The 23593-nt window shown below is 62.4% G+C and carries 21 protein-coding genes and 1 pseudogene; 13 read left to right on the forward strand and 9 right to left on the reverse strand.

Annotation, left to right across the window (positions count from 1 at the left end; translation table 11 throughout):
* Positions 1-7: 7 nt before the first annotated feature.
* A complete protein-coding gene (locus tag GA0004734_RS09450) occupies positions 8-223 on the reverse strand; it encodes a DUF2842 domain-containing protein (protein WP_092933213.1) in 216 nt (71 codons plus the stop codon).
* Positions 224-450: 227 nt separating this feature from the next.
* On the opposite strand from GA0004734_RS09450, the gene GA0004734_RS09455 reads away from it, so the two are divergent.
* Positions 451-1533, forward strand: coding sequence for a COX15/CtaA family protein (locus GA0004734_RS09455; protein ID WP_245292499.1), 1083 nt, complete (start codon positions 451-453; stop codon positions 1531-1533).
* A gap of 86 nt (positions 1534-1619) precedes the next feature.
* Here the strand turns inward: GA0004734_RS09455 and argC are convergent, their stop codons facing one another.
* The 4 genes from argC to rplM form a co-directional block, all read right to left on the reverse strand.
* Positions 1620-2552 (reverse strand): N-acetyl-gamma-glutamyl-phosphate reductase, encoded by a 933-nt coding sequence (argC, locus tag GA0004734_RS09460; RefSeq protein ID WP_092933217.1) that lies wholly within the window; start codon positions 2550-2552, stop codon positions 1620-1622.
* Positions 2553-2603: 51 nt separating this feature from the next.
* A complete protein-coding gene (speB, locus tag GA0004734_RS09465) occupies positions 2604-3596 on the reverse strand; it encodes an agmatinase (RefSeq protein WP_092933219.1) in 993 nt (330 codons plus the stop codon).
* 147 nt (positions 3597-3743) lie between these two features.
* Complete coding sequence (gene rpsI / locus GA0004734_RS09470) at positions 3744-4217, reverse strand: 30S ribosomal protein S9 (protein WP_092933221.1); 474 nt, start codon at positions 4215-4217, stop codon at positions 3744-3746.
* Positions 4218-4219: 2 nt separating this feature from the next.
* Positions 4220-4684: a 50S ribosomal protein L13 gene (rplM, locus tag GA0004734_RS09475; protein ID WP_062596672.1), complete on the reverse strand. Its 465-nt coding sequence runs from the start codon at positions 4682-4684 to the stop codon at positions 4220-4222.
* A 360-nt stretch (positions 4685-5044) separates the two neighbouring features.
* On the opposite strand from rplM, the gene GA0004734_RS09480 reads away from it, so the two are divergent.
* Positions 5045-5866: an enoyl-CoA hydratase-related protein gene (locus GA0004734_RS09480; protein WP_092933223.1), complete on the forward strand. Its 822-nt coding sequence runs from the start codon at positions 5045-5047 to the stop codon at positions 5864-5866.
* 6 nt (positions 5867-5872) lie between these two features.
* Here GA0004734_RS09480 and GA0004734_RS09485 read toward each other — a convergent pair whose 3' ends face one another.
* Positions 5873-6709, reverse strand: a complete 837-nt coding sequence (locus tag GA0004734_RS09485; RefSeq protein ID WP_175386293.1) for an EamA family transporter — start codon at positions 6707-6709, stop codon at positions 5873-5875.
* A gap of 237 nt (positions 6710-6946) precedes the next feature.
* Here GA0004734_RS09485 and GA0004734_RS09490 point away from each other — a divergent pair, with 237 nt between their 5' ends.
* The 4 genes from GA0004734_RS09490 (at position 6947) to GA0004734_RS09505 (ending at position 10264) form a co-directional block, all read left to right on the forward strand.
* The gene (locus GA0004734_RS09490; RefSeq protein ID WP_092933227.1) at positions 6947-7375 is read left to right on the forward strand and encodes a CoA-binding protein; all 429 of its coding nucleotides are present in this window, start codon (positions 6947-6949) and stop codon (positions 7373-7375) included.
* Between the two features lie 128 nt (positions 7376-7503).
* Positions 7504-8364 (forward strand): transglutaminase domain-containing protein, encoded by an 861-nt coding sequence (locus tag GA0004734_RS09495; RefSeq protein ID WP_245292385.1) that lies wholly within the window; start codon positions 7504-7506, stop codon positions 8362-8364.
* Positions 8365-8634: 270 nt separating this feature from the next.
* Positions 8635-9915, forward strand: a complete 1281-nt coding sequence (locus GA0004734_RS09500; protein ID WP_092933229.1) for an O-acetylhomoserine aminocarboxypropyltransferase — start codon at positions 8635-8637, stop codon at positions 9913-9915.
* Positions 9916-9919: 4 nt separating this feature from the next.
* A complete protein-coding gene (locus GA0004734_RS09505; RefSeq protein WP_092933231.1) occupies positions 9920-10264 on the forward strand; it encodes a cupin domain-containing protein in 345 nt (114 codons plus the stop codon).
* Between the two features lie 6 nt (positions 10265-10270).
* Here the strand turns inward: GA0004734_RS09505 and GA0004734_RS09510 are convergent, their stop codons facing one another.
* The gene (locus GA0004734_RS09510; RefSeq protein WP_092933233.1) at positions 10271-11536 is read right to left on the reverse strand and encodes a cytochrome P450; all 1266 of its coding nucleotides are present in this window, start codon (positions 11534-11536) and stop codon (positions 10271-10273) included.
* A 384-nt stretch (positions 11537-11920) separates the two neighbouring features.
* Between GA0004734_RS09510 and GA0004734_RS09515 the strand changes: the two genes are divergently transcribed.
* The 4 genes from GA0004734_RS09515 (at position 11921) to clpX (ending at position 16797) form a co-directional block, all read left to right on the forward strand.
* Positions 11921-12835: an endonuclease/exonuclease/phosphatase family protein gene (locus tag GA0004734_RS09515; RefSeq protein WP_092933235.1), complete on the forward strand. Its 915-nt coding sequence runs from the start codon at positions 11921-11923 to the stop codon at positions 12833-12835.
* A gap of 53 nt (positions 12836-12888) precedes the next feature.
* Positions 12889-14445 carry a phospholipase D family protein gene (locus tag GA0004734_RS09520; protein WP_092933237.1) on the forward strand — a complete coding sequence of 519 codons (1557 nt, stop codon included), beginning with the start codon at positions 12889-12891 and terminating at the stop codon, positions 14443-14445.
* A 149-nt stretch (positions 14446-14594) separates the two neighbouring features.
* Entirely contained in the window at positions 14595-15227 is a 633-nt protein-coding gene (locus tag GA0004734_RS09525) for an ATP-dependent Clp protease proteolytic subunit (RefSeq protein WP_092933239.1), read from the forward strand.
* Positions 15228-15519: 292 nt separating this feature from the next.
* Positions 15520-16797 carry an ATP-dependent Clp protease ATP-binding subunit ClpX gene (gene clpX, locus GA0004734_RS09530; RefSeq protein WP_062596659.1) on the forward strand — a complete coding sequence of 426 codons (1278 nt, stop codon included), beginning with the start codon at positions 15520-15522 and terminating at the stop codon, positions 16795-16797.
* 35 nt (positions 16798-16832) lie between these two features.
* Here the strand turns inward: clpX and GA0004734_RS09535 are convergent.
* A pseudogene (locus GA0004734_RS09535) lies at positions 16833-17054 on the reverse strand (hypothetical protein); the annotation flags it as partial.
* Between the two features lie 353 nt (positions 17055-17407).
* On the opposite strand from GA0004734_RS09535, the gene lon reads away from it, so the two are divergent.
* The 3 genes from lon to GA0004734_RS09550 all read left to right on the forward strand — a co-directional run bounded on the left by lon (position 17408) and on the right by GA0004734_RS09550 (position 22864).
* Positions 17408-19828, forward strand: a complete 2421-nt coding sequence (lon, locus tag GA0004734_RS09540; protein WP_245292386.1) for an endopeptidase La — start codon at positions 17408-17410, stop codon at positions 19826-19828.
* Positions 19829-20104: 276 nt separating this feature from the next.
* Positions 20105-20380 carry a DNA-binding protein HupB gene (gene hupB, locus GA0004734_RS09545; RefSeq protein WP_062468444.1) on the forward strand — a complete coding sequence of 92 codons (276 nt, stop codon included), beginning with the start codon at positions 20105-20107 and terminating at the stop codon, positions 20378-20380.
* A gap of 291 nt (positions 20381-20671) precedes the next feature.
* Positions 20672-22864, forward strand: coding sequence for an esterase-like activity of phytase family protein (locus GA0004734_RS09550; RefSeq protein ID WP_092933241.1), 2193 nt, complete (start codon positions 20672-20674; stop codon positions 22862-22864).
* A 99-nt stretch (positions 22865-22963) separates the two neighbouring features.
* Here GA0004734_RS09550 and GA0004734_RS09555 read toward each other — a convergent pair whose 3' ends face one another.
* Positions 22964-23443 carry a MarR family winged helix-turn-helix transcriptional regulator gene (locus tag GA0004734_RS09555; RefSeq protein ID WP_092933243.1) on the reverse strand — a complete coding sequence of 160 codons (480 nt, stop codon included), beginning with the start codon at positions 23441-23443 and terminating at the stop codon, positions 22964-22966.
* Between the last annotated feature and the right edge of the window lie 150 nt (positions 23444-23593).

The following is a 23593-nucleotide window of genomic DNA, read 5'->3' on the forward strand; positions in this document are numbered from 1 at the left end:
CGCGACCTCACGAGCGCGGCTTGGCGGGCTTCTCCATCCACTTGATGATCAGCATGGCCGGCAGCACCCAGAGAAGGCCGGTGAAGAAGAAGTAGAGGAGATGCACCCACCACGGCGATGCGCCAAGCAGCAGTTCGGCGAAGGTGGTGGCGATGAGCGCGTAGGAAATGACGAGCGCGATGATGAGAATCGTCCCGATCAGCTTGCGAAGGCGCACCGGCATTGTCTCAATCTCCTTCAGAAGTGTTGGTCATGCTCTGTACACGATCACAAGGACGCGCGCAGGTGCCAGTGCGGTATGGGGCGCGACGGCATGCCGCAAAGCCACTCCTTGTCATGCCAGCCTGACTGATGCAAATCAACGCTGTACCGGAACGACACCCTCTTTCCGTCCCCGGCGACCGCCAGCAAGGCGAACGGAGCAGCGCGATGACCAGTGCCAACCCTATCATGATAGAAGAACGGCTGACGCGGCAGATGGACACCGCCCGGCGTAATCGTCGCCAGATCCGCATCTGGCTCGGTGTCGTCGTGTTTGCGCTGTTCGCGCTGGTCCTTGTCGGCGGTGCGACACGTCTGACCGAATCGGGCCTCTCCATCACCGAGTGGAAGCCGATCCACGGCGTCATCCCGCCGCTTTCGGAGGCGGAGTGGGACGAGGAGTTCACGCTCTACAAGCAGATCCCGCAATATTCCCAAGTCAACAGCGATATGACCGTCGAGGGCTTCAAGACGATCTTCTGGTGGGAATGGGCGCACCGGGCGCTGGCGCGCTCCATTGGCGTCATCTTCGCACTGCCGCTCGCCGTCTTCTGGCTGACGGGCCGCATCGAGCGGCGGCTGAAGCTGCCGCTTCTCGGTATTCTCGCCCTTGGCGGCTTTCAGGGCTTCATCGGCTGGTGGATGGTCTCGTCGGGCCTCGTCAACCGCACGGATGTCAGCCAGTACCGGCTGGCGACCCATCTCATCATCGCCTGTCTGATCTTCTCGGCCTGTCTGTGGATCCTGCGGGGCCTTTCGCCGCACCGAAACGACGCGCCGCCGACGCGATATTCGATTCTGGTCGCGGCCGGCATCGCAGTGATGGCGCTGTTCCAGATCTATCTCGGTGCGCTCGTCGCCGGTCTGGATGCGGGCCTCAGCTACAACACATGGCCGCTGATGGATGGCGCGCTGATCCCCGGCGACCTTTTCATCCAGAGCCCTGGCTGGCGCAATCTTTTCGAAAACCCGAAGACCGTGCAATTCGTTCACCGCTGCGGCGCCTATGTCCTGCTCGCGCTGGTCGTGATCCACATGATCGCCAATCTGCGTCTGGCGCCGCATTCCACCCACGCCCGCCGCTCCGTCGTTCTCGCCTGTCTGGTCCTGATGCAAGCCTCGATCGGCATCATGACGCTGATCCTGCAGGTGCCGATCGTCTGGGGTGTCGCGCATCAAGCAGGCGCGCTCTTCGTACTCTGCTTCGCCATCGCGCACTGGCGCGGCTTCGTCGGCGAATATCCACCGGAAACCCGGATGGTGCGGGGGTAGCCGTTTCCGCAAGAAAAAACGCCCCGGTGCCGCTTGGGCTCCGAGGCGATCAGACGTGCGGCGGCCGAAAGTCGGAGCGCTGCTCCTCAGGCCGACAGCATCAGGTCCATGTTCTGCACGGCCGCGCCCGAGGCGCCCTTGCCGAGATTGTCGAGCAGCGCCACGAGGTTGACGTGCTCGCCGCCCGGCGTGCCGAAGACGAAGAGCTTCATGCGGTCCGTACCCGCGAGTTCGACGGCATCGACGCGGGGCAGGGCGGCACTGGTTTCCAGTGGTACGACCTCCACGATCGACTGGCCCGCATAATGCTCAAAGAGCGCGCCGTGGATGCTCTCAAGCGTCGCACCGTTGCCGACGTCTTCGAGGAACAGCGGAACCTGCACGATCATGCCCTGCGGAAACTTGCCGACGGAGGGCGAGAACAGCGGCGTGCGTCCCAGCATGCCATGGGTCTTCATCTCGGCCACATGCTTGTGCTTCAGCGGCAGGCCGTAGAGGAAGCCGGGCGAGGTGATGGGATCGGGGTTCGCTGGGTCTTCGATCTGCGCGATCATCTGCTTGCCGCCGCCGGTATAGCCGGAGATCGCGTTGACGCTGACCGGATAGGTCTCCGGCAGGATGCCTGCCTGCCGCAGCGGCCGCACGAGGCCTATGGCGCCGGTCGGGTAGCACCCGGGATTGGCGACGAGGCGTGCGGCGCGGATCTTGTCGGCCTGGGCGGCATCCATTTCCGCAAAGCCATAGGCCCAGTCGGGCGCCACGCGGTAAGCGGTCGACGTGTCGATGATGCGGACGCTGTTGTTGCCGGCCAGCATGGCGACAGCCTCTTTGGAGGCATCGTCCGGAAGGCAGAGAATGGCGACGTCGGCGCTGTTCAGAAGGTCTTCGCGCAAGGCCGCATTGCGCCGTTCCGCCGCGGGGATCGACAGGAGCTCGACATCCTTGCGATCGGCCATACGGGCGCGGATCTGCAGCCCTGTGGTGCCGTGTTCGCCATCGATGAAGATCTTAGCCGTCATGTCTTTGTCCCGTCGGTTCAAGGGGTTGGGCGCAAGCCCGGACTCAGTCTATCACGTCGTTGATTCAGTTTGATAACAGACCGGCGACGATGACCGCCCGCTTGCAAGCCGCTCTGCGCGCAGGCCGAGCATATACATCGCGACGGTGGAAGCGGCAATGGCGGTGATATCGGCATGGTCGTAGGCGGGCGCCACCTCGACCACGTCGGACCCGCGAATGTCGAGCGGCGCCAGCTGCCGCAGGACCGACAGGAGCTTCGCGCTCGAAAACCCGCCGGAGACCGGTGTGCCCGTGCCCGGCGCGAAGGCAGGATCGAGGCAGTCGATGTCGACGGTGAGATAGGCGGCGGCGCCCCCGGTCTGCGCGAGGATCTTTGCCGCGATGGCCGAGGCGCTCATCTCCTCGACGGCATCGCCATAGAGAATGCGAATGCCGAAATCCTCCGGCGCATGGGTGCGGATGCCGACCTGTATCGAGCGTGCGGGATCGATAAGACCCTCGCGCACGGCGCTTCCGACGAACGAGCCGTGATCGATCCGTCCTTCCGCGTCGGGCCACGTATCCTGATGTGCGTCGAACTGGACCAGAGCGAGCGGCCCGTGCCGGGCGGCATGTGCCCGCAACAGCGGCAAGGTGATGAAGTGGTCGCCGCCGAGCGTCAGCAGATACGGCACGGACCCGATGATGCCGGCCGCCTCCCGTTCGATCGTGGCCGGTGTCTTGTCGTGACGCCCATAGTCGAGCAGGCAGTCGCCGGCATCGACCACGGCCATCTCGGCAAAGAGGTCGCGCTGGAACGGATATTGCGGATCATTGTCGAAGATAGCCGATGCGCGCCGGATGGCCTGCGGCCCGAAGCGGGCGCCCGGCCGGTTGGACGTCGCCGCATCGAACGGTATGCCCCAGACGACGGCATCGACACCCGTGAATGTCTTGCTGTAACGGCGGCGCATGAAGGACAGGACGCCCGCATGGGTGGGGTCGCTGGCAGCGCTGAACAGCGAACCGGCTGTGATGGCGTGATCGATCGATTTGCCGGTCATGGAAACTCCAAGGGATTTCGCAGAAGACTACCGCATCAGCGCCGTCGTCGGGAAGGGAGATCCCGGATATTCATTGTAGCTTGCCATAATAACGAAAAAGGCGGAGCCGAAGCCCCGCCTTTGACAATTCCGAGATGTCCGAAGCGATTAACGCTTGGAGAACTGGAACGAACGACGGGCCTTCGCCTTGCCGTACTTCTTACGCTCGACGACGCGGCTGTCGCGGGTCAGGAAGCCACCCTTCTTGAGAACCGGACGCAGGCCCGGCTCGTAGTAGGTGAGCGCCTTGGAAATGCCGTGACGAACGGCACCGGCCTGACCGGACAGACCGCCGCCGGCAACCGTGGCGTCGATGTCGAACTGGCCGTCACGAGCAGCTGCGAAGATCGGCTGGCGCAGAATCATCTGCAGAACCGGACGCGCGAAATACTCGGGATAAGCCTTGCCGTTGATGGTGATCTTGCCGGAGCCCGGCTTGATCCAGACGCGGGCGACGGCGTTCTTGCGCTTGCCGGTCGCGTAGGAGCGGCCCTGGGCGTCGATCTTCTTGACATGAACGGGAGCAGCGTTGCTGGCTTCCACGACCGTGCCAAGTTCTTTCAGAGAGGAGAGGTCGGCCACGATCAGGCGCTCCTTACGTTCTTCGTGTTCAGCTTGGCGACGTCGAGGACGGTCGGCTGCTGGGCTTCATGCGGATGATTCGTGCCGGCGTAGACGCGAAGGTTCTTCATCTGGCGACGGCCGAGCGGGCCGCGGGGAACCATGCGCTCGACAGCCTTCTCGAGAACGCGCTCCGGGAAGCGGCCTTCGATGATCTGGCGCGCGGTGCGCTCCTTGATGCCGCCGGGGTAGCCGGTGTGCCAGTAGTACTTCTTGTCGGTGTACTTCTTGCCGGTGAGCACGGCCTTCTCGGCATTGATGACGATGACGTTGTCGCCGTCGTCGACATGCGGAGTGTAGGTGACCTTATGCTTGCCGCGCAGGATGTTGGCGATGATGGTCGCGACGCGACCCACAACGAGGCCTTCGGCGTCGATGAGGATCCACTTCTTCTCCACCTCTGCAGGCTTCTGAACGAAGGTTGACATGATGAAACTCTTTCGTTTGGGACCCGATACGTTGCCGCCGGGCGTTTTTTGTTGCTTGATTTGCGGTGGCAGCCCCGAAGGGAACACCCGCAAAGAGAACGCGGACGTCACCGTCCCCGAACAAGGTGGCTTATAAAGTCAGGCCGGTTTGCACGTCAAGAGGTGCGGATGACAAGCTTCCAAGATGCAGTGAGCAAAATCAATAGGTTATCTATGTGGTTTTATAATACCACAATAAATCTGGTATATTTCGCGTGCGTGCCGCCGTCTTTGAAGCGCATCTGGTGCCGCTTGCCTTGAAAGCCGGAAGTGGGCGGCGTAGCTGGAGGTCGAATTTCCGCACCCTGAAAAGGAGCCGACATGGCCGATATCGTTTCCCTGCGCCGGCAGGAGCCCCGCGACCTCGTTTTGCGGGAATGCGAGGGCAGCGTGCTGCGCCTGACGCTGGACCACCCGCCGCTCAATGCGCTCTCGACCGCGGTCATCGAGGCGCTGCTGGGTGAACTTGACGCAGCGGCTGAAGACACCTCGGTGCGCGTCATCATTCTCGCGGCGACCGGAGCGGTGTTCTCGGCGGGACTCGATCTGGATGAGCTGACCCGGCGGCGGGCAGACGAGGATGCCGGCCATGATGCGTTCGTGGCGGCCTTTGCGCTTTCGGCGCGGCTCATGACGACGATCTCGGCGCTTCCGCAGCCTGTCATCGCCGAGATCGACGGGCTGGCAACGGCGGCGGGCTGCGAATTGGTGGCGGCGTGCGATCTCGCCATCTGCACGGATACGGCGACGTTCTGCACGCCGGGTGTCAATATCGGCGTTGCGCCCATGGGCGCGGTCGTGGCGCTGGCCCGTGCGGCCAACCGCAAGCAGGCGATGGAAATGCTGCTGACGGGCGAGACGATCGACGCTTCCACGGCGAAGGATTTCGGCCTCGTGAACCGTATCGTGCCGAAGCAATATCTGCGGCAGGTGGTGGACAAATACGCCGCCGTCATCGCCTCAAAATCGCAGGATGCGCAGCGTGGGGTGAAGGGCGCCTTCGACCGGCAGGCGTCGATGTCGCGCGAGGCGGCCTATGCCGAGGCCGCAAGCGCGGAAGCCAAAAGCGCGCTGACGCCGGATGCCGTCGAGGGGATGGAGGCGTTTCTGGCGAATCGTACGCCTGTCTGGCCCGGCTCTTAGCAACTGTCAGGCGAGCTTCAGGAGCAGGGCGCCGAGCGCGATGAGGCAGGCGGCTGCGATACGGAAGGCGCTGATGCGCTCCTTCAGCACGGTGACGGAGATCACGATCGCAAAGAGGATCGAGGTTTCGCGCAGGGCGGCAACGGTTGCGACCGGCGCCTTGGTCATGGCCCAGAGCGCGATGCCGTAGGAGCCGATGGAGCCGGCACCGCCGACAAGGCCACGCCACCCATTGTGCCGGATGTGGCGCAGCACGGGTGCGGCACCCCGTTGCGAAATCGCCCAGCCGAAGAGCAGGACGGGCGGGAGCAGCGCCATCCACAGCGTATAGGAAATGGCATTGCCGGAAATGCGCGCGCCGATGCCATCGACATAGGTGTAGGCGGCGATGAAGAGCGCATTGACGAGCGCGATCACGATGGCCCGTGTTCCGCTTCGGCGCGCCTCGAAGGCCAGCGTGAAGATGCCAGCGGAAATGGCGAGGATGCCGAGGGAGGCGCCCTGGGACAGCCTTTCCCCGACGATCAAGCTGCTGGTCGCGGCAATGAGCAGCGGTGCCCCGCCGCGCATCAGCGGATAGACGAGCCCGATATCGCCGGCGGTGTAGGCGGCGGCCACGAGATGAAAATAGCCGAACTGCAACATGGCGGAGGCGAGCAGAAACGGCACCGCCCGCGCATCCGGCAGCGGCATGAAGGGCAGAAACGGCAGGGCTATGACGGCAGCGCCGAGCGCGATCATCGCCGCATCCAGCGACTTGTCCGTCCCGGCCTTCACCATCGCATTCCACCCGGCATGCAGCAGGGCGCCGAAGAGAACGAAGAGGAGGACGTCGAGCGGCACGGGAAAACCGAAGGGCAGGGGTGGCGGAAGCGCCTGTCCGTTGTGGCAAGAGGGAAGCAGGTTCGCAAGCGTCGGAAGGCGCCCGGACGACAGTTTTATGACGGGATTGTCAGATTGCGTGCGTGAGCAGGAATTTTGCCGGCGCTCAGCACAATTTTTCGGAAACAGCGGTGGCGGGGTCATCTTTTCTGTTGGAAAGATCAAGAAGGCACGCCAGAAAGAGGGTAGGAGGCCATTATGAACCACGACCAGTACCCGGACATCTACCTCAAGGACATTCTGCGCTCGACGCGGACGATCGCGCTCGTCGGCGCCTCGGCCAACCCCGAGCGCCCGAGCTACCGGGTCATGGGCTTTCTGCTGCGCAAGGGCTACATCGTTCACCCTGTTAACCCGGGCATCGCCGGCCGCGAGCTTCAGGGCCGCACCGTCTACGGTAGCCTGGCCGATATCCCGGAGCCGATCGACATGATCGACGTCTTCCGCGCCGCCTATGTCCTGCCGGCGCTGGTGGACGAAATCCTGACGCTCGATCCCCTGCCGAAGGTGATCTGGGGCCAGCTCTCGGTCCGCGACGACGCGGCGGCGGCGACGGCCGAAGCGCGTGGTATCAAGGTGGTAATGGATCGGTGCCCGGCGATTGAGTATCCAAGGCTTGTGGGGTGATTGGGTTGTAATGCGCCAAGTAGATGGAGCATCCGGTGTCATCGAGGCCTTCGTGCTGAATACCTGATTGACAAAATCTCAAAATTTGCCCTCGTTGTCGTGTCTTGGTCCTCAGGTGGAACGAGACGATGATGCATAAAACCTTCTATGTAGCCCAAAGCATATATTCAGCACCTGGCTCGTGCAGTGAAACGCTAACGCGCGTTGATGCCGATCCTAAGGTGGTTGCTCAGTGGGTCAGCTCATTCATGCAACATCCCCGCGGGCCTGAGTCAAAGGAACGCGGTTTCGCCTCGGAGCAGGTCGACGATCTGGAACTTCGTTCTGTGGCGGATATCCTGTCTCTCGCAATGAAACGTGGTTTATTTTCGGGAAAACCTTCGAATAACAAAATTGGGGGAGTATGCCGCGATTTCGCTATACTGGCAGTAAGCAGATTCCGTGAGGCAGGCATCCCGGCTCGCCTTCGTGTAGGGTTTGCCGACTACTTGGTGCCGGGACACTGGGAAGATCACTGGCTCTGCGAATGGTGGGATGGTGGACAATGGAAGCGGCTTGATGTGGAGTTTGCGGCTCTAGATGTGGTTGATTTCGATCCGCTGAACGTGCCATGCGAGCGGTTCCTAACGGCAAGCGATGCTTGGTTCTTGATCAAAGACCAGCCGGAGATCTCCTTGCGGTTCGGTGTGTCGAGCCTCGATCTTCGTGGCGAATGGTTCCTCGCCGGGAGCCTGTTGCGTGAAATCGCCGCCCTTCGAAGACTGGAATTAAAACCGTGGGATTATTGGGGAATATCACAGAACCTTTCCCGCCTTTCTTCCGAGTGGTCTCGGGAGTCACGGGAAACCCTGAACCAACTGGCTTCGCGACTCAAGAATGCCGAACTTGAGGGAGTCGGAGCGCCAACAGATTTGGCCGACTTGCCTCTCCCAAAGTGCGTTACCAGTTTCCCGAAAGGTGAGGCGGTTTTTGTCAAGTTGCGTGACTGATGGGCTTGCCTCATCTGCCGAACGACCGATTCCGACACCTAAACCTTTGCTTGCATAGGCCCCTAAGCGTCCGGCACGATCTATACAATTCTATCAAGTCGATATGCGCCCCAAGCTCCGATTGTTTGCCCCTTCCGATCCAGCTCCGGGTCTGGAATAGTGTCGTGGACAGGATCAGTTCAAAGGCGGAACGGGGCGACGGCCGTCTGTCGATCTTGCGACGCACCATCGGGCGGCCCAACACCACGCCCGCCACAGGGAGGACGAGACATGACGAACGCACCGGGGTTCAACACGCTGGCTATCCACGCAGGGGCGCAGCCGGATCCGACGACGGGGGCGCGGGCCACGCCGATCTACCAGACGACGAGCTTCGTCTTCGACGATGCCGATCATGCGGCGTCCCTGTTCGGGCTCCAGGCCTTCGGCAATATCTACACCCGCATCACGAACCCGACACAGGCCGTGCTGGAGGAGCGCGTGGCGGCGCTGGAGGGCGGGGCGGCGGCGCTTGCGGTGGCGTCGGGCCATGCGGCCCAGCTGATCGCGTTTCACACGCTGATGTCGCCGGGCGACAACTTCGTTGCCGCGCGCAGGCTTTACGGCGGGTCCATCAACCAATTCGGACAGGCGTTCAAATCCTTCGACTGGCAGGTGCGGTGGGCCGATACGGCAGCGCCCGAGAGCTTCGAAGCTGAAATCGACGGGCGGACGAAGGCGATCTTCATCGAAAGTCTCGCCAATCCCGGCGGCACCTTCGTCGATATCGAGGCCATCGCCGAGATCGCGCATCGCAACGGCCTGCCGCTGATCGTGGACAATACGATGGCGACCCCCTACCTCGTTCGGCCCATCGAGCATGGCGCGGATGTCGTCGTGCACTCGCTGACGAAATTCATGGGCGGCCATGGCAATTCCATGGGCGGCATTCTGATCGATGGCGGCACGTTCGACTGGTCGGCCTCCGGAAAATATCCCGCGCTATCAGAGCCGAGACCGGATTATAACGGCATGGTGCTGCACACGACCTTCGGCAATATCGCCTTCGCGATCGCAGCCCGCGTGCTTGGCCTGCGCGATCTCGGGCCGGCAATCTCGCCGTTCAACGCCTTCATGCTGCTGACCGGCATAGAGACGCTGCCGCTGCGCATGCAGCGCCACTGCGACAATGCGCTGGTCGTCGCGCGCTATCTCGCCGGACACGCCAAGGTGGCTTGGGTGAATTATGCGGGCCTCGAAAGCGACCCGAACCATCCGTTGCAGCAGCGTTATGCGCCGCGCGGGGCAGGTGCCGTGTTCACCTTCGGCCTGAAGGGCGGCTATGCCGCGGGCAAGGCCTTCGTGGAAGGCGTCTCGATGCTCTCGCATCTTGCCAATATCGGCGACACCCGCTCGCTCGTCATCCACCCGGCCTCCACCACGCACAGCCAGCTGAACGACGAGCAGCTGGTGTCGGCCGGCGCGGGACCCGAGGTCGTGCGCCTGTCCATCGGCATCGAGGACGCCGCCGACATCGTCGCCGATCTCGAACAATCGCTCGCAAAGGTCTGACCTGATGACGGTTTCGCTCACCTTCGACGTCACCGGCATCCAGCCGGATATCGGCGCTCCGGCCGAGGATCGCCTGATCTCCGGCGACCCGGAATTTCGCACCCGGAACATCGAGGAAGCCCCGGGTGGCATCTATGCCGGCATCTGGGAAGCGACGCCTGGCAAGTGGCGGATCGTCTATGAGGAGTGGGAATATTTCCACATCCTCTCAGGGCATTCGGTGGTGACCAGCGAGGACGGCCAGACCTTCGACCTGAAGACCGGCGACAGCCTCATCCTCAGGCCCGGCTTCAAGGGAACCTGGGAAGTGCTTGAAACGACTCGCAAGGACTATGTGATCCGGGTTTGAGAAGCGTCATCCCCACGTCAGATCCAGTCGCTCCAGCCCGTGGAAGTGATAGCTGTCCTTGAAGGCAGGTGTCTCCGCAAGTCGCAGCCCAGGCAAGCGTTGAAAGAGGATCGGCAGGGATAGCTTGAGTTCCAGCCGGGCAAGCGGCGCGCCGATGCAGAAGTGGATGCCGGCGCCGAAGGAGAGGTGGGGGCCTTCGTTGCGGTCCGGGCGAAAGATCGAGGGATCGCTGAACCGGCGCGGATCGACATTTGCAGCCGCGAGCATGAGGCCGATACGGTCGCCCTTCTTAAGCGAGATGCCATCTTCAAGCTCGATATCGGACAAAGCATGGCGCTGGAAGATGTGGAGCGGTGCGGCGGTGCGCATGCATTCCTCCACCGTCCGCTCCGTGGCGGTGTCGTCGGCAAACAGTGCGGCCGGGTCGGCACCCGTCTGGAGGATGGTCGCGACGGCATTGCCGAGCTGGTGCACGGTTGCCTCATGGCCCGCGTTCAACAGGAGAACAGCGGTCGAGACCAGCTCGTCATCCGTCAATCGCTCGCCATCCTTTTCGGAAGTGATCATGTGGGTCAGCAGGTCGTCGGCGGGATTGTCGCGCTTCCAGGCGATGATGCCGCGGAGATAGGCGTCGAACTCTGCCGACGCACGATTGGCGTCGTGCTCGGTCTCCTCCGAGGGGTTGAAGACGTACATCTTCACCATGCGGTGCGACCAATCAAGCAGGCTCGGTGCCATGTCGAGCGGCACGCCGAGCATGCGCGCGATCACCGTGACGGGCACGATCTCGGCATAGGTCTTCAGTAGTTCGACACGCCCATCTTTCTCGAAGCCGTCGATCAGCCGGTGGCAGAGCGCGGCGATCTCCGGCCGCAGCGCCTCCACATGCCGCGAGACGAAGGCGCGGTTGACGAGCGTGCGAAGACGGGTGTGCGCCGGCGGCTCAAGCTCCAGCAGGGAATGATGCTCCAGCCGGTCGAAATCAGCGAGATGCGGCTTCGGATCGGGGAGGCCCAGCTCCTCGCGCGTCGCTACATGCAGGATCTGGCGACCAAAACGGCGGTCGCGCAACAGTGCATTCACTTGGTCATAGCCCGTGAAGAACCATTGTCCGGGCTCTTCCCAGTAGAAGGCGGGGCAGGCGGAGTGCAGGGCGGCATAGGTCGGCAGCGGATCGCGGTAGAAGGCGGGATCGCGGATATCGAGCCGCACGCGCCGCGTGGCAGCGTCGATGATGGCGGGAGCCGGGGCGGAGAGCGTGGCAGTCGGCATGGCATGTCCAGTATGTATGGGCGAGGGCCGCGGAATGTTTGCGGTCGGATGCGGTAGAGGAGACCTTGATCGGGAGATAAGGATGCATCGTCGAGCCTGCGCGCGCCAAAGCTCCCGGAATGTTGGTCGTGCGATAGAAGGCGGTCGGGATCGGTTGCTTGTCAAGATCAGCCTTTCCGCTTGCACGGTCTTGCCCACCTTCGGGCGGCCTGTTGCGTCACGGGTTTTGTCGTGCGGGTGCATCCGTCGGCCGTTGGTGATGTTCGGAATGCCGCTCTCTACGCACTGCCGCCGCCTTGTCTTGCGCCAGGTCCTCGCTATCTCCAGAGACACGGACACGACCACCCCGACCCGAAGTATTCCAGAGCCAAGGTGAGCCCCGCCATGTCGCAAAAGCCAGCCAAGCCCACCCGAGTCCTGAAAGCCGGTAAGACGGCCGGTGGGTTGCTTGCGGCCCTGCGGGCTCGTCGTGTACCGCTGGCCGGGCGGGAGGCGTCCGGGGGTGCGCGCGGCGATACGGTGGTCGCGTCCTACAATATTCACAAATGCGTCGGCACCGACAAGCGGTTCGACCCCGGCCGCATCATGGATGTGATCTGCGAAATCGATGCCGATATCATCGCGCTTCAGGAGGCCGACCAGCGCTTCGGCGAGCGGGCAGGGCTTCTCGATCTCGAGCGGCTGCATCGCGATTGCCACCTGCTGTCGGTGCCGATCGCGGCGTTCTCGCCGAAGGGCCATGGCTGGCATGGAAATTTGCTGCTGGTGCGCGAAGGGGCCGTCGCCAAGGTCAGTCAGCTGAAGCTGCCGGGTGTCGAGCCGCGCGGTGCGCTGGTGGTCGATCTCGACCTGAAGCACGGGCCGCTGCGCATCATCGCCGCCCATTTCGGTCTGTTGCGGCATTCCCGTAGCCAGCAGGCGCGCGCCATTCTCGCGGCCATCGAAGAGGCCGAGGAACGACCGACGCTGCTGATCGGCGACCTCAACGAATGGCGGATCGGCAAGCGCTCGGCGCTGTCGCTGCTCAGCCCCATCTTCGACCATTCCATTTCGGCCGTCCCCAGCTTCCCCTCGCGCTACCCGTTGCTGGCGCTTGACCGGGTGATGGGCAGCCCGCATACGCTGGTGACACATGTGGAGGTGCACAACTCGACTCTCTCTCGCGTCGCATCCGACCATCTGCCGCTGAAGGCGCATATCGATCTGCAAGCGGCGCTTTCGACCCGGAAAGACCTCGCTGAGGGGGCCGCACCACAGACAGAGGCGATTTCCACGGACACGACGTTGCAGGCCCGATAGGCACCCGTGACGATCCCGACTGCCAGACCCACCCAGAGGCCCGCGTCTGCTCCATGAAATGGCTGATCATCTCCCTTGCGATCCTGGCGGTGCTGGCGGCGCTCGGCACCATCTACGTCTATGGCCGCTTCGGCCGGCATCTCTACGGCCAGCCGGCAAAGGCGATCGAGCCCGTGGAGGGGCAGACGGAGATCGACCGTGAGAGCGTGCCGCTGCTGACAGGGAAAGACGGGCAGAGCGCTGTCACGCTCGTGTCCGACAACCTGGATGCATTTTCCGTTCGCGCCATCTCGGCCCGCAAAGCGGGACGCAGCCTCGATCTGCAATATTACTACTGGCGGCGCGACCTCACCGGGCGGCTTCTGGCGGGCGAGGTACTGGCGGCGGCCGACCGCGGCGTGAAGGTGCGCCTTCTGCTGGACGACATCAATGCCGGCCTGCATGACCGCTTCTGCCTGGCGCTGGACGCGCATGAAAACATTCAGGTGCGGCTGTTCAACCCCAGCCGGGCACGCAACGACCGGTTCCGCCGCGGGCTGGAAATGATGCTGCGGCCGCTGCGGGCGACGCGGCGCATGCACAACAAGACCTGGATCGCCGATGGTCGCGTGGTCATCGCCGGCGGACGCAATATCGGCGATGCCTATTTCGACGCGGCCGAGCAGGCAAATTTCCGCGATCTCGACATGTGGATGCTCGGCCCGATCGCGCAGGAGGCAGCCAGCGTGTTCGACGACTATTGGAATAGCTCCATGGTGCTGCCGATCGGCTCGCTGCGCACCCCGCATCGCCACTACCTTCCGCGCCTGCGCCGCAAGCTCGCCAAACTCGCGCGCGGCAAGGGCGGTCGGCATTATCTCGGCCATGTGGAGCAGGCGGCAGCCGAACCCGGCCTGTTCCACGGCAATGGCGAACTGCGGTTTACCGGCGACATCACCATCAAGGCCGATCCACCGGAAAAGGCGCATCTGGAGCGCCGCCAGAACTGGCTGATGCAGGAACTGCTGCCGCATATCACGGCGGCGGGCCAGAGCGTGAAGATCATCTCGCCCTATTTCATTCCCGGTGCCGATGGCGTGAAGGCGCTGGGCGGACTGGTGGAGAAAGGCGTCGATGTGGCGATCCTTACCAACTCGCTTGCCGCGACCGATGTTGCCGCGGTCCACGGCGCCTATGCCAACTACCGCCGCAAGCTCGTGGCCGCGGGCGTCACACTCTATGAGTTGAAGGCGGTGCAGGAAGCGACGGAGACGCAGCGCATCTCGCTCTTCGGGTCGCGCGGCGCGAGCCTCCACACCAAGGCCTTCACCATCGACGGCAAGGGCGCTTTCGTCGGCTCCATGAATTTCGATCCGCGTTCCGCCTCGCTGAACACCGAAATGGGCGTGCTTTTCACCTGCCCGTCGCTGGTGGCGGATGTCGATGCGATCTTCGCGCTCGAAACCCATCCGGGCACGAGTTTCCGGCTTTCGCTCGAGAAGGGTAAGCTCTGCTGGAACGACGAGGCGCAGCACTGCTCCCGCATGCTGGAACGTGAGCCGGATGCCGGTTTCTGGCGCCGGGTGACGGCCGCGATCATCGGCTACCTTCCCATCGAATCCCAGCTTTGACGCCACTTTCGGGCAAGCGGCTCTCGTTAACGTTATAGATGGCAGCCGACTTGAAGTGCCTACCTCTGACACTCTATGTAAAGGGGCAGAGATATTCGAATGATTCCGATACGCGAAGTGTTCGCGCATTCATGAGACGAAGGGCTGACATGACAAATCCCGTTGATACCGCTATGGCGCTCGTGCCGATGGTCGTCGAGCAGACCAACCGTGGCGAACGATCCTACGACATCTTTTCGCGCCTCCTGAAGGAGCGCATCATCTTCCTCACCGGCCCTGTGGAAGATCATATGGCGACTCTGGTCTGCGCCCAGCTTCTCTTCCTCGAGGCTGAAAACCCGAAGAAGGAAATCGCGATCTACATCAACTCGCCGGGCGGCGTGGTGACGGCCGGCATGGCCATCTACGATACGATGCAGTTCATCAAGCCGGCCGTATCGACGCTCTGCGTCGGCCAGGCCGCCTCCATGGGCTCGCTGCTGCTGGCCGCCGGCCACAAGGACATGCGCTTTTCCACGCCGAACGCCCGCATCATGGTGCACCAGCCCTCCGGCGGATTCCAGGGTCAGGCCTCCGACATCGAGCGTCATGCCCGCGACATCTTGAAGATGAAGCGCCGCCTGAACGAGGTGTACGTGAAGCATTGCGGACGGACCTACGAAGAGGTTGAACAGACGCTTGATCGTGACCACTTTATGACGTCGGACGAGGCGCTCGCCTGGGGCGTGATCGACAAGGTCATCACCTCTCGCGAGGCCATGGAAGCAGCCGTCGAAAGTTGATCATGGCTTTTGTGTCGCAAATGATGCATTTGTGACACAATTGTAACTTTCAAGGGTCTTTATCCCGAGACCAAAGCCGTTACTATCGACCGTTAATGCTATGTTGAGTTCTCGCGTTTTAGCATTCGGTTTTCGGTGGGAGAGAAGTTGCCGCCGGTCCGCGTGAGAATGCGGCCGGTTCGTACTCCCGGAAGCAAAGCACTGACGCTGAACGGCGCGCCAGTCTGCGGAGCGGTTTGAGTGGTTCGTTGCGTCCCGCAGGGGACGCGCGGCGTGCTGGAAGGAAAGTGAAATGAGCAAAGTCAGCGGCAGCAACGGCGGTGACTCTAAGAATACCCTGTATTGTTCCTTCTGCGGCAAGAGCCAGCACGAAGTCCGGAAGCTGATTGCCGGGCCGACCGTTTTCATCTGCGATGAATGCGTCGAACTGTGCATGGACATCATCCGCGAGGAAAACAAGACCTCGATGGTGAAGTCCCGCGATGGCGTTCCGACGCCGCAGGAAATCATCAAGGTTCTCGACGAATACGTGATTGGCCAGCAGCAGGCCAAGCGCATCCTGTCGGTCGCCGTGCACAACCATTACAAGCGCCTGGCGCATTCCGCCAAGGGCAGCGACATCGAGCTGGCCAAGTCGAACATCATGCTCGTCGGCCCGACCGGCTGCGGCAAGACCTATCTCGCCCAGACGCTGGCCCGCATCATCGACGTGCCCTTCACGATGGCCGATGCAACGACGCTGACCGAGGCCGGCTATGTCGGTGAGGACGTTGAAAACATCATCCTGAAGCTGCTTCAGTCCGCCGACTACAATGTCGAGCGCGCCCAGCGCGGCATCGTCTATATCGACGAAGTCGACAAGATCTCGCGCAAGTCCGACAATCCCTCGATCACCAGGGACGTCTCGGGCGAGGGCGTGCAGCAGGCGCTGCTGAAGATCATGGAAGGCACGGTCGCCTCCGTTCCCCCGCAGGGTGGACGCAAGCATCCGCAGCAGGAATTCCTGCAGGTGGACACGACCAACATCCTGTTCATCTGCGGCGGCGCCTTTGCCGGCCTCGATAAGATCATCTCCGCCCGTGGCGAGAAGACGTCGATCGGCTTCGGGGCGTCGGTCAAGTCTCCCGAAGATCGCCGTGTCGGCGAGGTCCTGCGCGAGCTGGAGCCGGAGGACCTGGTGAAGTTTGGCCTCATCCCCGAGTTCATCGGCCGTCTGCCCGTGCTGGCAACGCTTGAGGACCTCGATGAATACGCGCTGATTCAGATCCTGTCGGAGCCGAAGAACGCCCTGATCAAGCAGTATCAGCGCCTGTTCGAGATGGAAGACGTGGAACTGACCTTCCACGAAGACGCGCTGCGCGAAATTGCCAAGCGCGCCATCATCCGCAAGACTGGCGCCCGTGGCCTTCGTTCGATCATGGAGAAGATCCTGCTCGACACGATGTTCGAACTGCCGACGCTCGAAGGTGTGCGCGAAGTCGTCATCTCCGACGAAGTCGTCAAGGGTTCCGCCCGCCCGCTCTACATCTACTCGGAGCGCACGGACGAGAAGGCCAACGTTTCGGCGTGATTTGTTTCCAGCTCGCGAAGCGATCAGCCGGAACCCTATGAATGACCGAATGCATGAAGGGCTCGCAGCGATGCGAGCCCTTTTTCGTCGTCGGTCTGTATCGGCGCATATCTGTTGTAGACGGCGGTCAGGCGGGCCGTCGCAAGCGCGGTGCTGCCGATCATGAAGCCGGCCAGAGCGTTGCCGGCGTCTTTCGGCAGAGTCGGTTTTTCGACGCCGAGCGCGTGAACGGTGAAGATGTAGCGACGGACCGCGCCAGGGGGCGGGCAGGATGTTCACGGCGCTCGGTTGCAGATCCGGCCGCACGGTGCAAGGCTCTCTCGACCCCTCATTCCACCATTGCTAAATCATCCCGGCAGCGCGATGATATGACGGGTTCGTGTCTGGGACGGTGGTTCGAATCATGAGGCTTGTGGTTGCGCGGCAAGGTCCGCGACAGCAACGTAGCCTCTACTGTTCGATACGCTTCGATTGCCGCTGGGTCGGGCCGTCGGAGGGTTGAAAACGGGTCTCGCAACCTCCACTTCTGACAGTGGAAAAAGTGATGACCGGAAGCACCCTTGACGTGCTTCGGGTAACGCTCCCGGAAACGGGACGGAAAGGAAATGACATGACGAACAAAACGTCTCCGGCAGCCGAGAGCGGGACCTTCCCAGTCCTTCCCCTGCGTGACATCGTGGTGTTCCCCCATATGATCGTGCCCCTCTTCGTGGGTCGCGAAAAGTCGATCCGTGCTTTGGAAGAGGTCATGGGTACCGACAAGCAGATCATGCTTGCCACCCAGATCAATGCCGGCGACGACGATCCGGAGCCCTCTGCGATCTACCAGATCGGCACCATCGCCAACGTGCTTCAACTCTTGAAGCTGCCTGACGGCACCGTAAAGGTGCTGGTCGAGGGGCGCTCGCGTGCGGAAATCGACGGCTATACGCGCCGCGAGGAATTCTACGAGGCGATGGCGCATCCGCTGGCCGAACCGGCCGAGGACCCGGTCGAGATCGAGGCCCTCTCGCGCTCCGTCGTCTCCGAGTTCGAAAGCTACGTGAAGCTCAACAAGAAGATTTCGCCCGAGGTTGTCGGGGCCGCCAGCCAGATCGAGGACTACTCGAAGTTGGCCGATACGGTTGCGTCGCATCTGTCCATCAAGATCGTCGAAAAGCAGGAAATGCTGGAAACGACGAGCGTGAAGGGACGTCTGGAAAAGGCGCTCGGCTTCATGGAAGGCGAGATCTCGGTTCTCCAGGTCGAGAAGCGCATCCGCTCGCGCGTCAAGCGCCAGATGGAGAAGACACAGCGCGAATATTATCTGAACGAACAGATGAAGGCGATCCAGAAGGAGCTCGGCGACGGCGAGGAAGGCCGCGACGAGATGGCTGAACTGGAAGACAAGATCAACAAGGCCAAGCTCTCCAAGGAAGCGCGGGAAAAAGCCGACGCCGAGATGAAGAAGCTGCGTCAGATGAGCCCGATGTCGGCCGAAGCCACCGTCGTGCGCAACTATCTGGACTGGCTGACGGGCATTCCTTGGAACAAGAAGTCGAAGGTCAAGACCGACCTCAATGCCGCCGAAAAGGTGCTTGAGCTCGATCACTTCGGCCTCGACAAGGTCAAGGAACGCATCGTCGAATATCTGGCCGTGCAGGCGCGTTCGCAGAAGATCAAGGGGCCGATCCTGTGCCTCGTCGGTCCTCCGGGTGTCGGCAAGACCTCGCTCGCCCGCTCGATCGCCAAGGCCACCGGCCGCGAATATATCCGCATGGCGCTCGGCGGCGTTCGGGACGAGGCGGAAATCCGCGGTCACCGCCGCACTTATATCGGCTCGATGCCCGGCAAGGTCATCCAGTCGATGAAGAAGGCGAAGAAGTCCAACCCGCTCTTCCTGCTCGATGAAATCGACAAGATGGGCCAGGACTTCCGTGGCGATCCGTCGTCGGCGCTTCTCGAGGTGCTCGATCCGGAACAGAACGCAACGTTCATGGACCACTATCTGGAGGTCGAATACGACCTTTCGAACGTGATGTTCATTACGACGGCGAATACGCTGAACATCCCTGCGCCGTTGATGGACCGTATGGAAGTCATCCGGATCGCCGGCTACACCGAAGAGGAAAAGCTGGAGATCGCCAAACGGCACCTCCTGCCGAAGGCCATCACCGACCACGCCCTGAAGCCGGCCGAATTCTCGGTGACGGACGGCGCGCTGATGGCGGTGATCCAGACCTACACCCGCGAAGCCGGTGTCCGCTCTTTCGAACGCGAGCTGATGAAGCTCGCCCGCAAGGCGGTGACCGAAATTCTCAAGGGCAAGGCCACGAGCATCCAGGTGACGGCCGAGAACATCAACGACTATCTGGGCGTTCCGCGCTTCCGCCATGGCGAAGCCGAGCGCACCGACCAGGTGGGCGTGGTCACGGGTCTGGCCTGGACCGAGGTCGGCGGCGAACTGCTGACGATCGAAGGCGTGATGATGCCCGGCAAGGGCCGTATGACGGTGACGGGCAACCTGAAGGATGTGATGAAGGAATCGATTTCGGCAGCGGCATCCTATGTCCGCTCGCGCGCTATCGACTTCGGCATCGAGCCGCCGCGTTTCGACACGAGCGACATCCACGTCCATGTTCCCGAAGGGGCAACCCCGAAGGACGGTCCATCGGCCGGCGTTGCAATGGCAACGGCCATCGTCTCGATCATGACGGGCATTCCCGTCGATAAGAACGTAGCCATGACGGGTGAAATCACCCTGCGCGGCCGGGTTCTGCCCATCGGCGGCCTCAAGGAAAAGCTGCTTGCAGCGCTTCGTGGGGGGATCAAGAAGGTGCTCATTCCGGAGGAGAATGCCAAGGACCTGGCGGAGATTCCGGACAATGTGAAGAACAACATGGAGATCATCCCGGTGTCGATGATCGGCGAGGTTCTGAGGCACGCTCTGGTTCGCATGCCGGAAGCCATCGAGTGGGATCCGGCAAAGAACGTTACGCCGGTGAAGGTCGCGGCGGACACGGACGAAACGACGACCGGCTTCGCCCATTGAGGACGCATTCCGGGAGAGTGGCAACACCGCTTTCCCGGAGCCCCTTGAACGCGCGGCGCGAGTGATTTTCGGGCTCGATGAGGGTGTCCTCGCAACGTTGTTCATCGCTTAAACAGTGGAAGACCGGCCCTTGCGCCGGTCTTTTTTCGTAAAATGCACCGCAAAGCCTTGCAATTGCGGGCATTCGGCGCGATTGGGTTGCCAAGGCGACCGCTGCGACACTGGCGCGGCCGCCCGAAAACAAGTCGTTTCGGACCAAGTTGAAAGGGTGGAAACATGAACAAGAATGAGCTCGTATCGGCTGTTGCCGAAAAGGCCGGCATCACGAACAAAGAGGCAGCTGCGTCTGTCGAAGCGCTGTTCGACGTGATCCAGGGTGAACTGAAGAACGGCGGCGACGTTCGCCTCGTCGGCTTTGGCAACTTCACCGTAAGCCGCCGCGAAGCCTCCAAGGGCCGCAACCCCTCCACCGGTGCGGAAGTCGATATCCCTGCTCGCAACGTTCCGAAGTTTGCGGCCGGCAAGGGCCTCAAGGACGCTGTGAACTCCTAAGGCATATCTGGACGAAGCGGCTCGCTTCGCCTTGCCATGGTCACAGCCGAGCGCCGCGCATCCCTATCGGGGAGGCCGACTGGCTGCTCCAACACCACAAAGCGCTGCTGCGCGAGAGGAGACGGCTCACGCCGCGCTCCTTACCTTCAGGCCCGGGTTTTCCCGGGCCTTTTTCGTCTCTGTCATTCCTCTGTTATGCGGGCGCTTCACAAACTCCGGGATTGTGCCGCGTGCATCGATGCAAGCGGCGACGCGGCCCGAACCGCCGTGTGAACGCCGAGGGGATGTCTCATGAAAACCATATCCGTCACCGCCGCACTCGCGGCCCTTCTTGCGACCTCGGTCGCTGGCAGTGCTTATGCCGAGCCCGTCTTCAACCGCATCTCGTCCTTCGCCGTCGCGGACAATCTGCCGGCCGGGACCGACCGCAAGACCGTGACCTCGGCCGAGATCGTCACCGCAACGGATGACGGCAACACGCTGATCTATTCCGACAGCCCGCTGAAAGCGATCGGCTTCATCGACATCACGGATGCCGTGGCGCCCAGGGCCGGCGGCATCGTCTCCTTCGAGGGCGAGCCCACATCGGTCACGGTGGCCGGCACCAAGGCACTCGTCGCCGTTAACACGAGCCCCGACCGTGCCAACCCATCGGGCATGCTTGCCGCCGTCGATATTGCCGGGCGTACGGTCACTTCAAGCTGCGAACTCGGCGGCCAGCCCGATTCGGTTGCCGTCAACAAGGATCGCACGCTCGCCGCCATCGCCATCGAAAACGAGCGCGACGAGAAGGTGAACGACGGAGCGCTGCCGCAGATGCCGGCGGGCGACCTCGTCATCGTGAAGCTCACCGAGGGCACGCCGGACTGCGCTACGATCCGTCACGTCTCGTTGACGGGTCTCGCCGATGTCGGAGGAGACGATCCTGAGCCGGAATTCGTCTCGTTCAACGGCAAGGATCAGATCGCGCTGACGCTGCAGGAGAACAACCATATCGTCATTCTCGACGGCCGCTCGGGCGACATCGTCTCGCATTTCTCCGCTGGCACGGTGGATCTCGACAAGGTCGATACGAAGCGCGACGGCAAGCTTTCCTTCACCGGGTCGCTGAAGGGCGTGACCCGGGAGCCGGACGCCGTGAAGTGGCTGGATGACGATAGGCTGGTCGTGGCGAACGAGGGCGACTGGAAGGGCGGCTCGCGCAGCTTCACCATCTTCGACACGAGCGGCAAGGTGCTCTACGAGGCCGGTGCAAGTTTCGAGCATGCCGCTGCCGCCATCGGGCATTACCCTGAGAAGCGTTCTGCCGCCAAGGGCATCGAGCCGGAGGGTCTGGAAGCTGCGACGTTCGGGCAAGACCGGTTGTTCTTCGTGCTGGCGGAGCGCGCATCGCTCGTCGGCGTCTACAAGGACACGGGCGCCGAACCCGAACTGCTGCAACTGCTGCCCTCGGGCATCTCGCCGGAAGGCGGCGTCGCCATTCCTGCTCGCAACCTGCTGGTAACCGCCAACGAGGCCGATCTGATTGAGGACGGTGCGGCGCGCTCGCATGTGATGATCTACGAGCGCAAGGAGGGCAAACCGGCTTATCCGCAGATCCGCTCCGTGGAGAAGGACGGTGTGCCGATCGGCTTCGGCGCATTGTCCGGTCTTGCGGCCGTTCCGGGCCAGCCTGGCAAGCTCTATGTGGTCAGCGACTCGGTCTATGGCGCCGAACCGCGCATCTTCACCATCGACACGACCAAGAGCCCGGCCGAGATCATCGACGCTCTGACGATCACCCGCGACGGCGCGCCGGCGCAGAAGCTTGATATCGAGGGCATCGTCGCAACGGCCGACGGCTTCTGGCTCGCCTCCGAAGGCAATTCCGACAAGCTGGTGCCGCATGCGCTCTATCAGGTGAATGCAAAGGGCCAGATCAAGAAGGAGATCGCCCTGCCGGAAGCCCTGCGTGCGGGCGAGACCCGCTTCGGCTTCGAGGGGATTACGGTAACAGGCGAGGGCGATGACACGACGCTGTGGATGGCCGTGCAGCGCGAATGGAAGGACGACGAGAAGGGCTTCGTCAAGCTCGTTTCCTACAATCCGAAGTCCGAGGAATGGGGCGCCGTGCGCTATCCGCTGGAGAAGAAGGGCGAGGGCTGGGTCGGTCTGTCCGAAATCACCATTCACGGCAACTATGCCTATGTCATCGAGCGCGACAACCTCGTCGGCCAGGCAGCAAAGCTGAAGAAGATCTATCGCGTGGCGCTGACCGAGCTGAAGCCCGCCAAGCTCGGCGGCCCGCTGCCGGTCGTCGCCAAGGAAGAGTTCCGCGATCTGCTTCCGGACCTGAAGACGCTGAACGGCTATGTTCTCGACAAGGTGGAGGGCTTTGCCGTCGATGAAACCGGAACCGGCTTCGTCGTGACGGACAATGACGGCGTGGACGACAGCTCGGGCGAGACGATGTTCTGGAGCATCGGCAAGATCGACGCGATGTAACGAGAAGTGCCCCGGCAACGTCGGGGTCCACAAGGTCGGGCCTGTGTGCAGCAGGTCCGATCTCCCAAGGCCGGTGAGATATATGCCTGGCGGCTGATCTCAGGCTTCTGCGGCCGTTGCCGGCCTGACGGCCTCTTCCTGCTCGCGCCGCTCGCGGATCTCGTCGGTGCGGCGGACGAGCTTGCTGACGATCTCATGCAACTGATCGAGTTGCTCGTCATCGAGTGCCGAGAAGATTTCCTCGATCAGCTGCTTGCGCGGGTGCTCGGCCGCCTCCAGCGCGATACGCCCGACATCGGTGATGGAAACGATCTTTGCGCGGCGATCCTCAGGGTCCGGCTGACGCGCCACGAGCTTGTCGCGCTCCAGCCCGTCGATCGCCTCGGTCACGGTGCGCGGCGCGAAATTGAGCGCACAGGCGATATCCGTCGAGCGGCAGGGGCCGAGCTTGTTCAGGAAGAACAGAAATTTGCTGCGGGCCAGCGACACGCCTTCCTCCGTCATCGACTGGTTGATGAGCCGATGAACGCGATGATAGAGCTCGAACAGCTTGTCGGAGACGTCGAAGGTCGTTTTCATAGACTGGAGATGGACGTTATGAGGGTCCATGTCAAATCCGATCACAGGGATGTCAAGGCGGGCCGCGCGAAACCCTGCGGCGGTGTCGGAAGCGCCACAGCCATTGTGATGGGGCTCGCTTGGTCGGTTCCGCACTGGCCTGGCCTGGAT

Source organism: Rhizobium sp. 9140 (assembly GCF_900067135.1).
In the GTDB taxonomy this organism is placed as follows: Bacteria; Pseudomonadota; Alphaproteobacteria; order Rhizobiales; family Rhizobiaceae; genus Ferranicluibacter.

What these genes read in the sequence shown, in the direction of transcription:
- GA0004734_RS09505 (WP_092933231.1), top strand. Translation starts at nt 9,920, where the DNA reads ATGACGGTTTCGCTCACCTTCGACGTCACCGGCATCCAGCCGGATATC.
- rplM (WP_062596672.1), bottom strand. Translation starts at nt 4,684, where the DNA reads ATGTCAACCTTCGTTCAGAAGCCTGCAGAGGTGGAGAAGAAGTGGATC.
- GA0004734_RS09515 (WP_092933235.1), top strand. Translation starts at nt 11,921, where the DNA reads ATGTCGCAAAAGCCAGCCAAGCCCACCCGAGTCCTGAAAGCCGGTAAG.
- GA0004734_RS09455 (WP_245292499.1), top strand. Translation starts at nt 451, where the DNA reads ATGATAGAAGAACGGCTGACGCGGCAGATGGACACCGCCCGGCGTAAT.
- GA0004734_RS09500 (WP_092933229.1), top strand. Translation starts at nt 8,635, where the DNA reads ATGACGAACGCACCGGGGTTCAACACGCTGGCTATCCACGCAGGGGCG.
- GA0004734_RS09510 (WP_092933233.1), bottom strand. Translation starts at nt 11,536, where the DNA reads ATGCCGACTGCCACGCTCTCCGCCCCGGCTCCCGCCATCATCGACGCT.
- GA0004734_RS09480 (WP_092933223.1), top strand. Translation starts at nt 5,045, where the DNA reads ATGGCCGATATCGTTTCCCTGCGCCGGCAGGAGCCCCGCGACCTCGTT.
- clpX (WP_062596659.1), top strand. Translation starts at nt 15,520, where the DNA reads ATGAGCAAAGTCAGCGGCAGCAACGGCGGTGACTCTAAGAATACCCTG.
- speB (WP_092933219.1), bottom strand. Translation starts at nt 3,596, where the DNA reads ATGACCGGCAAATCGATCGATCACGCCATCACAGCCGGTTCGCTGTTC.
- GA0004734_RS09490 (WP_092933227.1), top strand. Translation starts at nt 6,947, where the DNA reads ATGAACCACGACCAGTACCCGGACATCTACCTCAAGGACATTCTGCGC.
- argC (WP_092933217.1), bottom strand. Translation starts at nt 2,552, where the DNA reads ATGACGGCTAAGATCTTCATCGATGGCGAACACGGCACCACAGGGCTG.
- GA0004734_RS09450 (WP_092933213.1), bottom strand. Translation starts at nt 223, where the DNA reads ATGCCGGTGCGCCTTCGCAAGCTGATCGGGACGATTCTCATCATCGCG.
- GA0004734_RS09525 (WP_092933239.1), top strand. Translation starts at nt 14,595, where the DNA reads ATGACAAATCCCGTTGATACCGCTATGGCGCTCGTGCCGATGGTCGTC.
- hupB (WP_062468444.1), top strand. Translation starts at nt 20,105, where the DNA reads ATGAACAAGAATGAGCTCGTATCGGCTGTTGCCGAAAAGGCCGGCATC.
- GA0004734_RS09520 (WP_092933237.1), top strand. Translation starts at nt 12,889, where the DNA reads ATGAAATGGCTGATCATCTCCCTTGCGATCCTGGCGGTGCTGGCGGCG.
- GA0004734_RS09495 (WP_245292385.1), top strand. Translation starts at nt 7,504, where the DNA reads ATGATGCATAAAACCTTCTATGTAGCCCAAAGCATATATTCAGCACCT.
- lon (WP_245292386.1), top strand. Translation starts at nt 17,408, where the DNA reads ATGACGAACAAAACGTCTCCGGCAGCCGAGAGCGGGACCTTCCCAGTC.
- GA0004734_RS09555 (WP_092933243.1), bottom strand. Translation starts at nt 23,443, where the DNA reads ATGAAAACGACCTTCGACGTCTCCGACAAGCTGTTCGAGCTCTATCAT.
- GA0004734_RS09550 (WP_092933241.1), top strand. Translation starts at nt 20,672, where the DNA reads ATGAAAACCATATCCGTCACCGCCGCACTCGCGGCCCTTCTTGCGACC.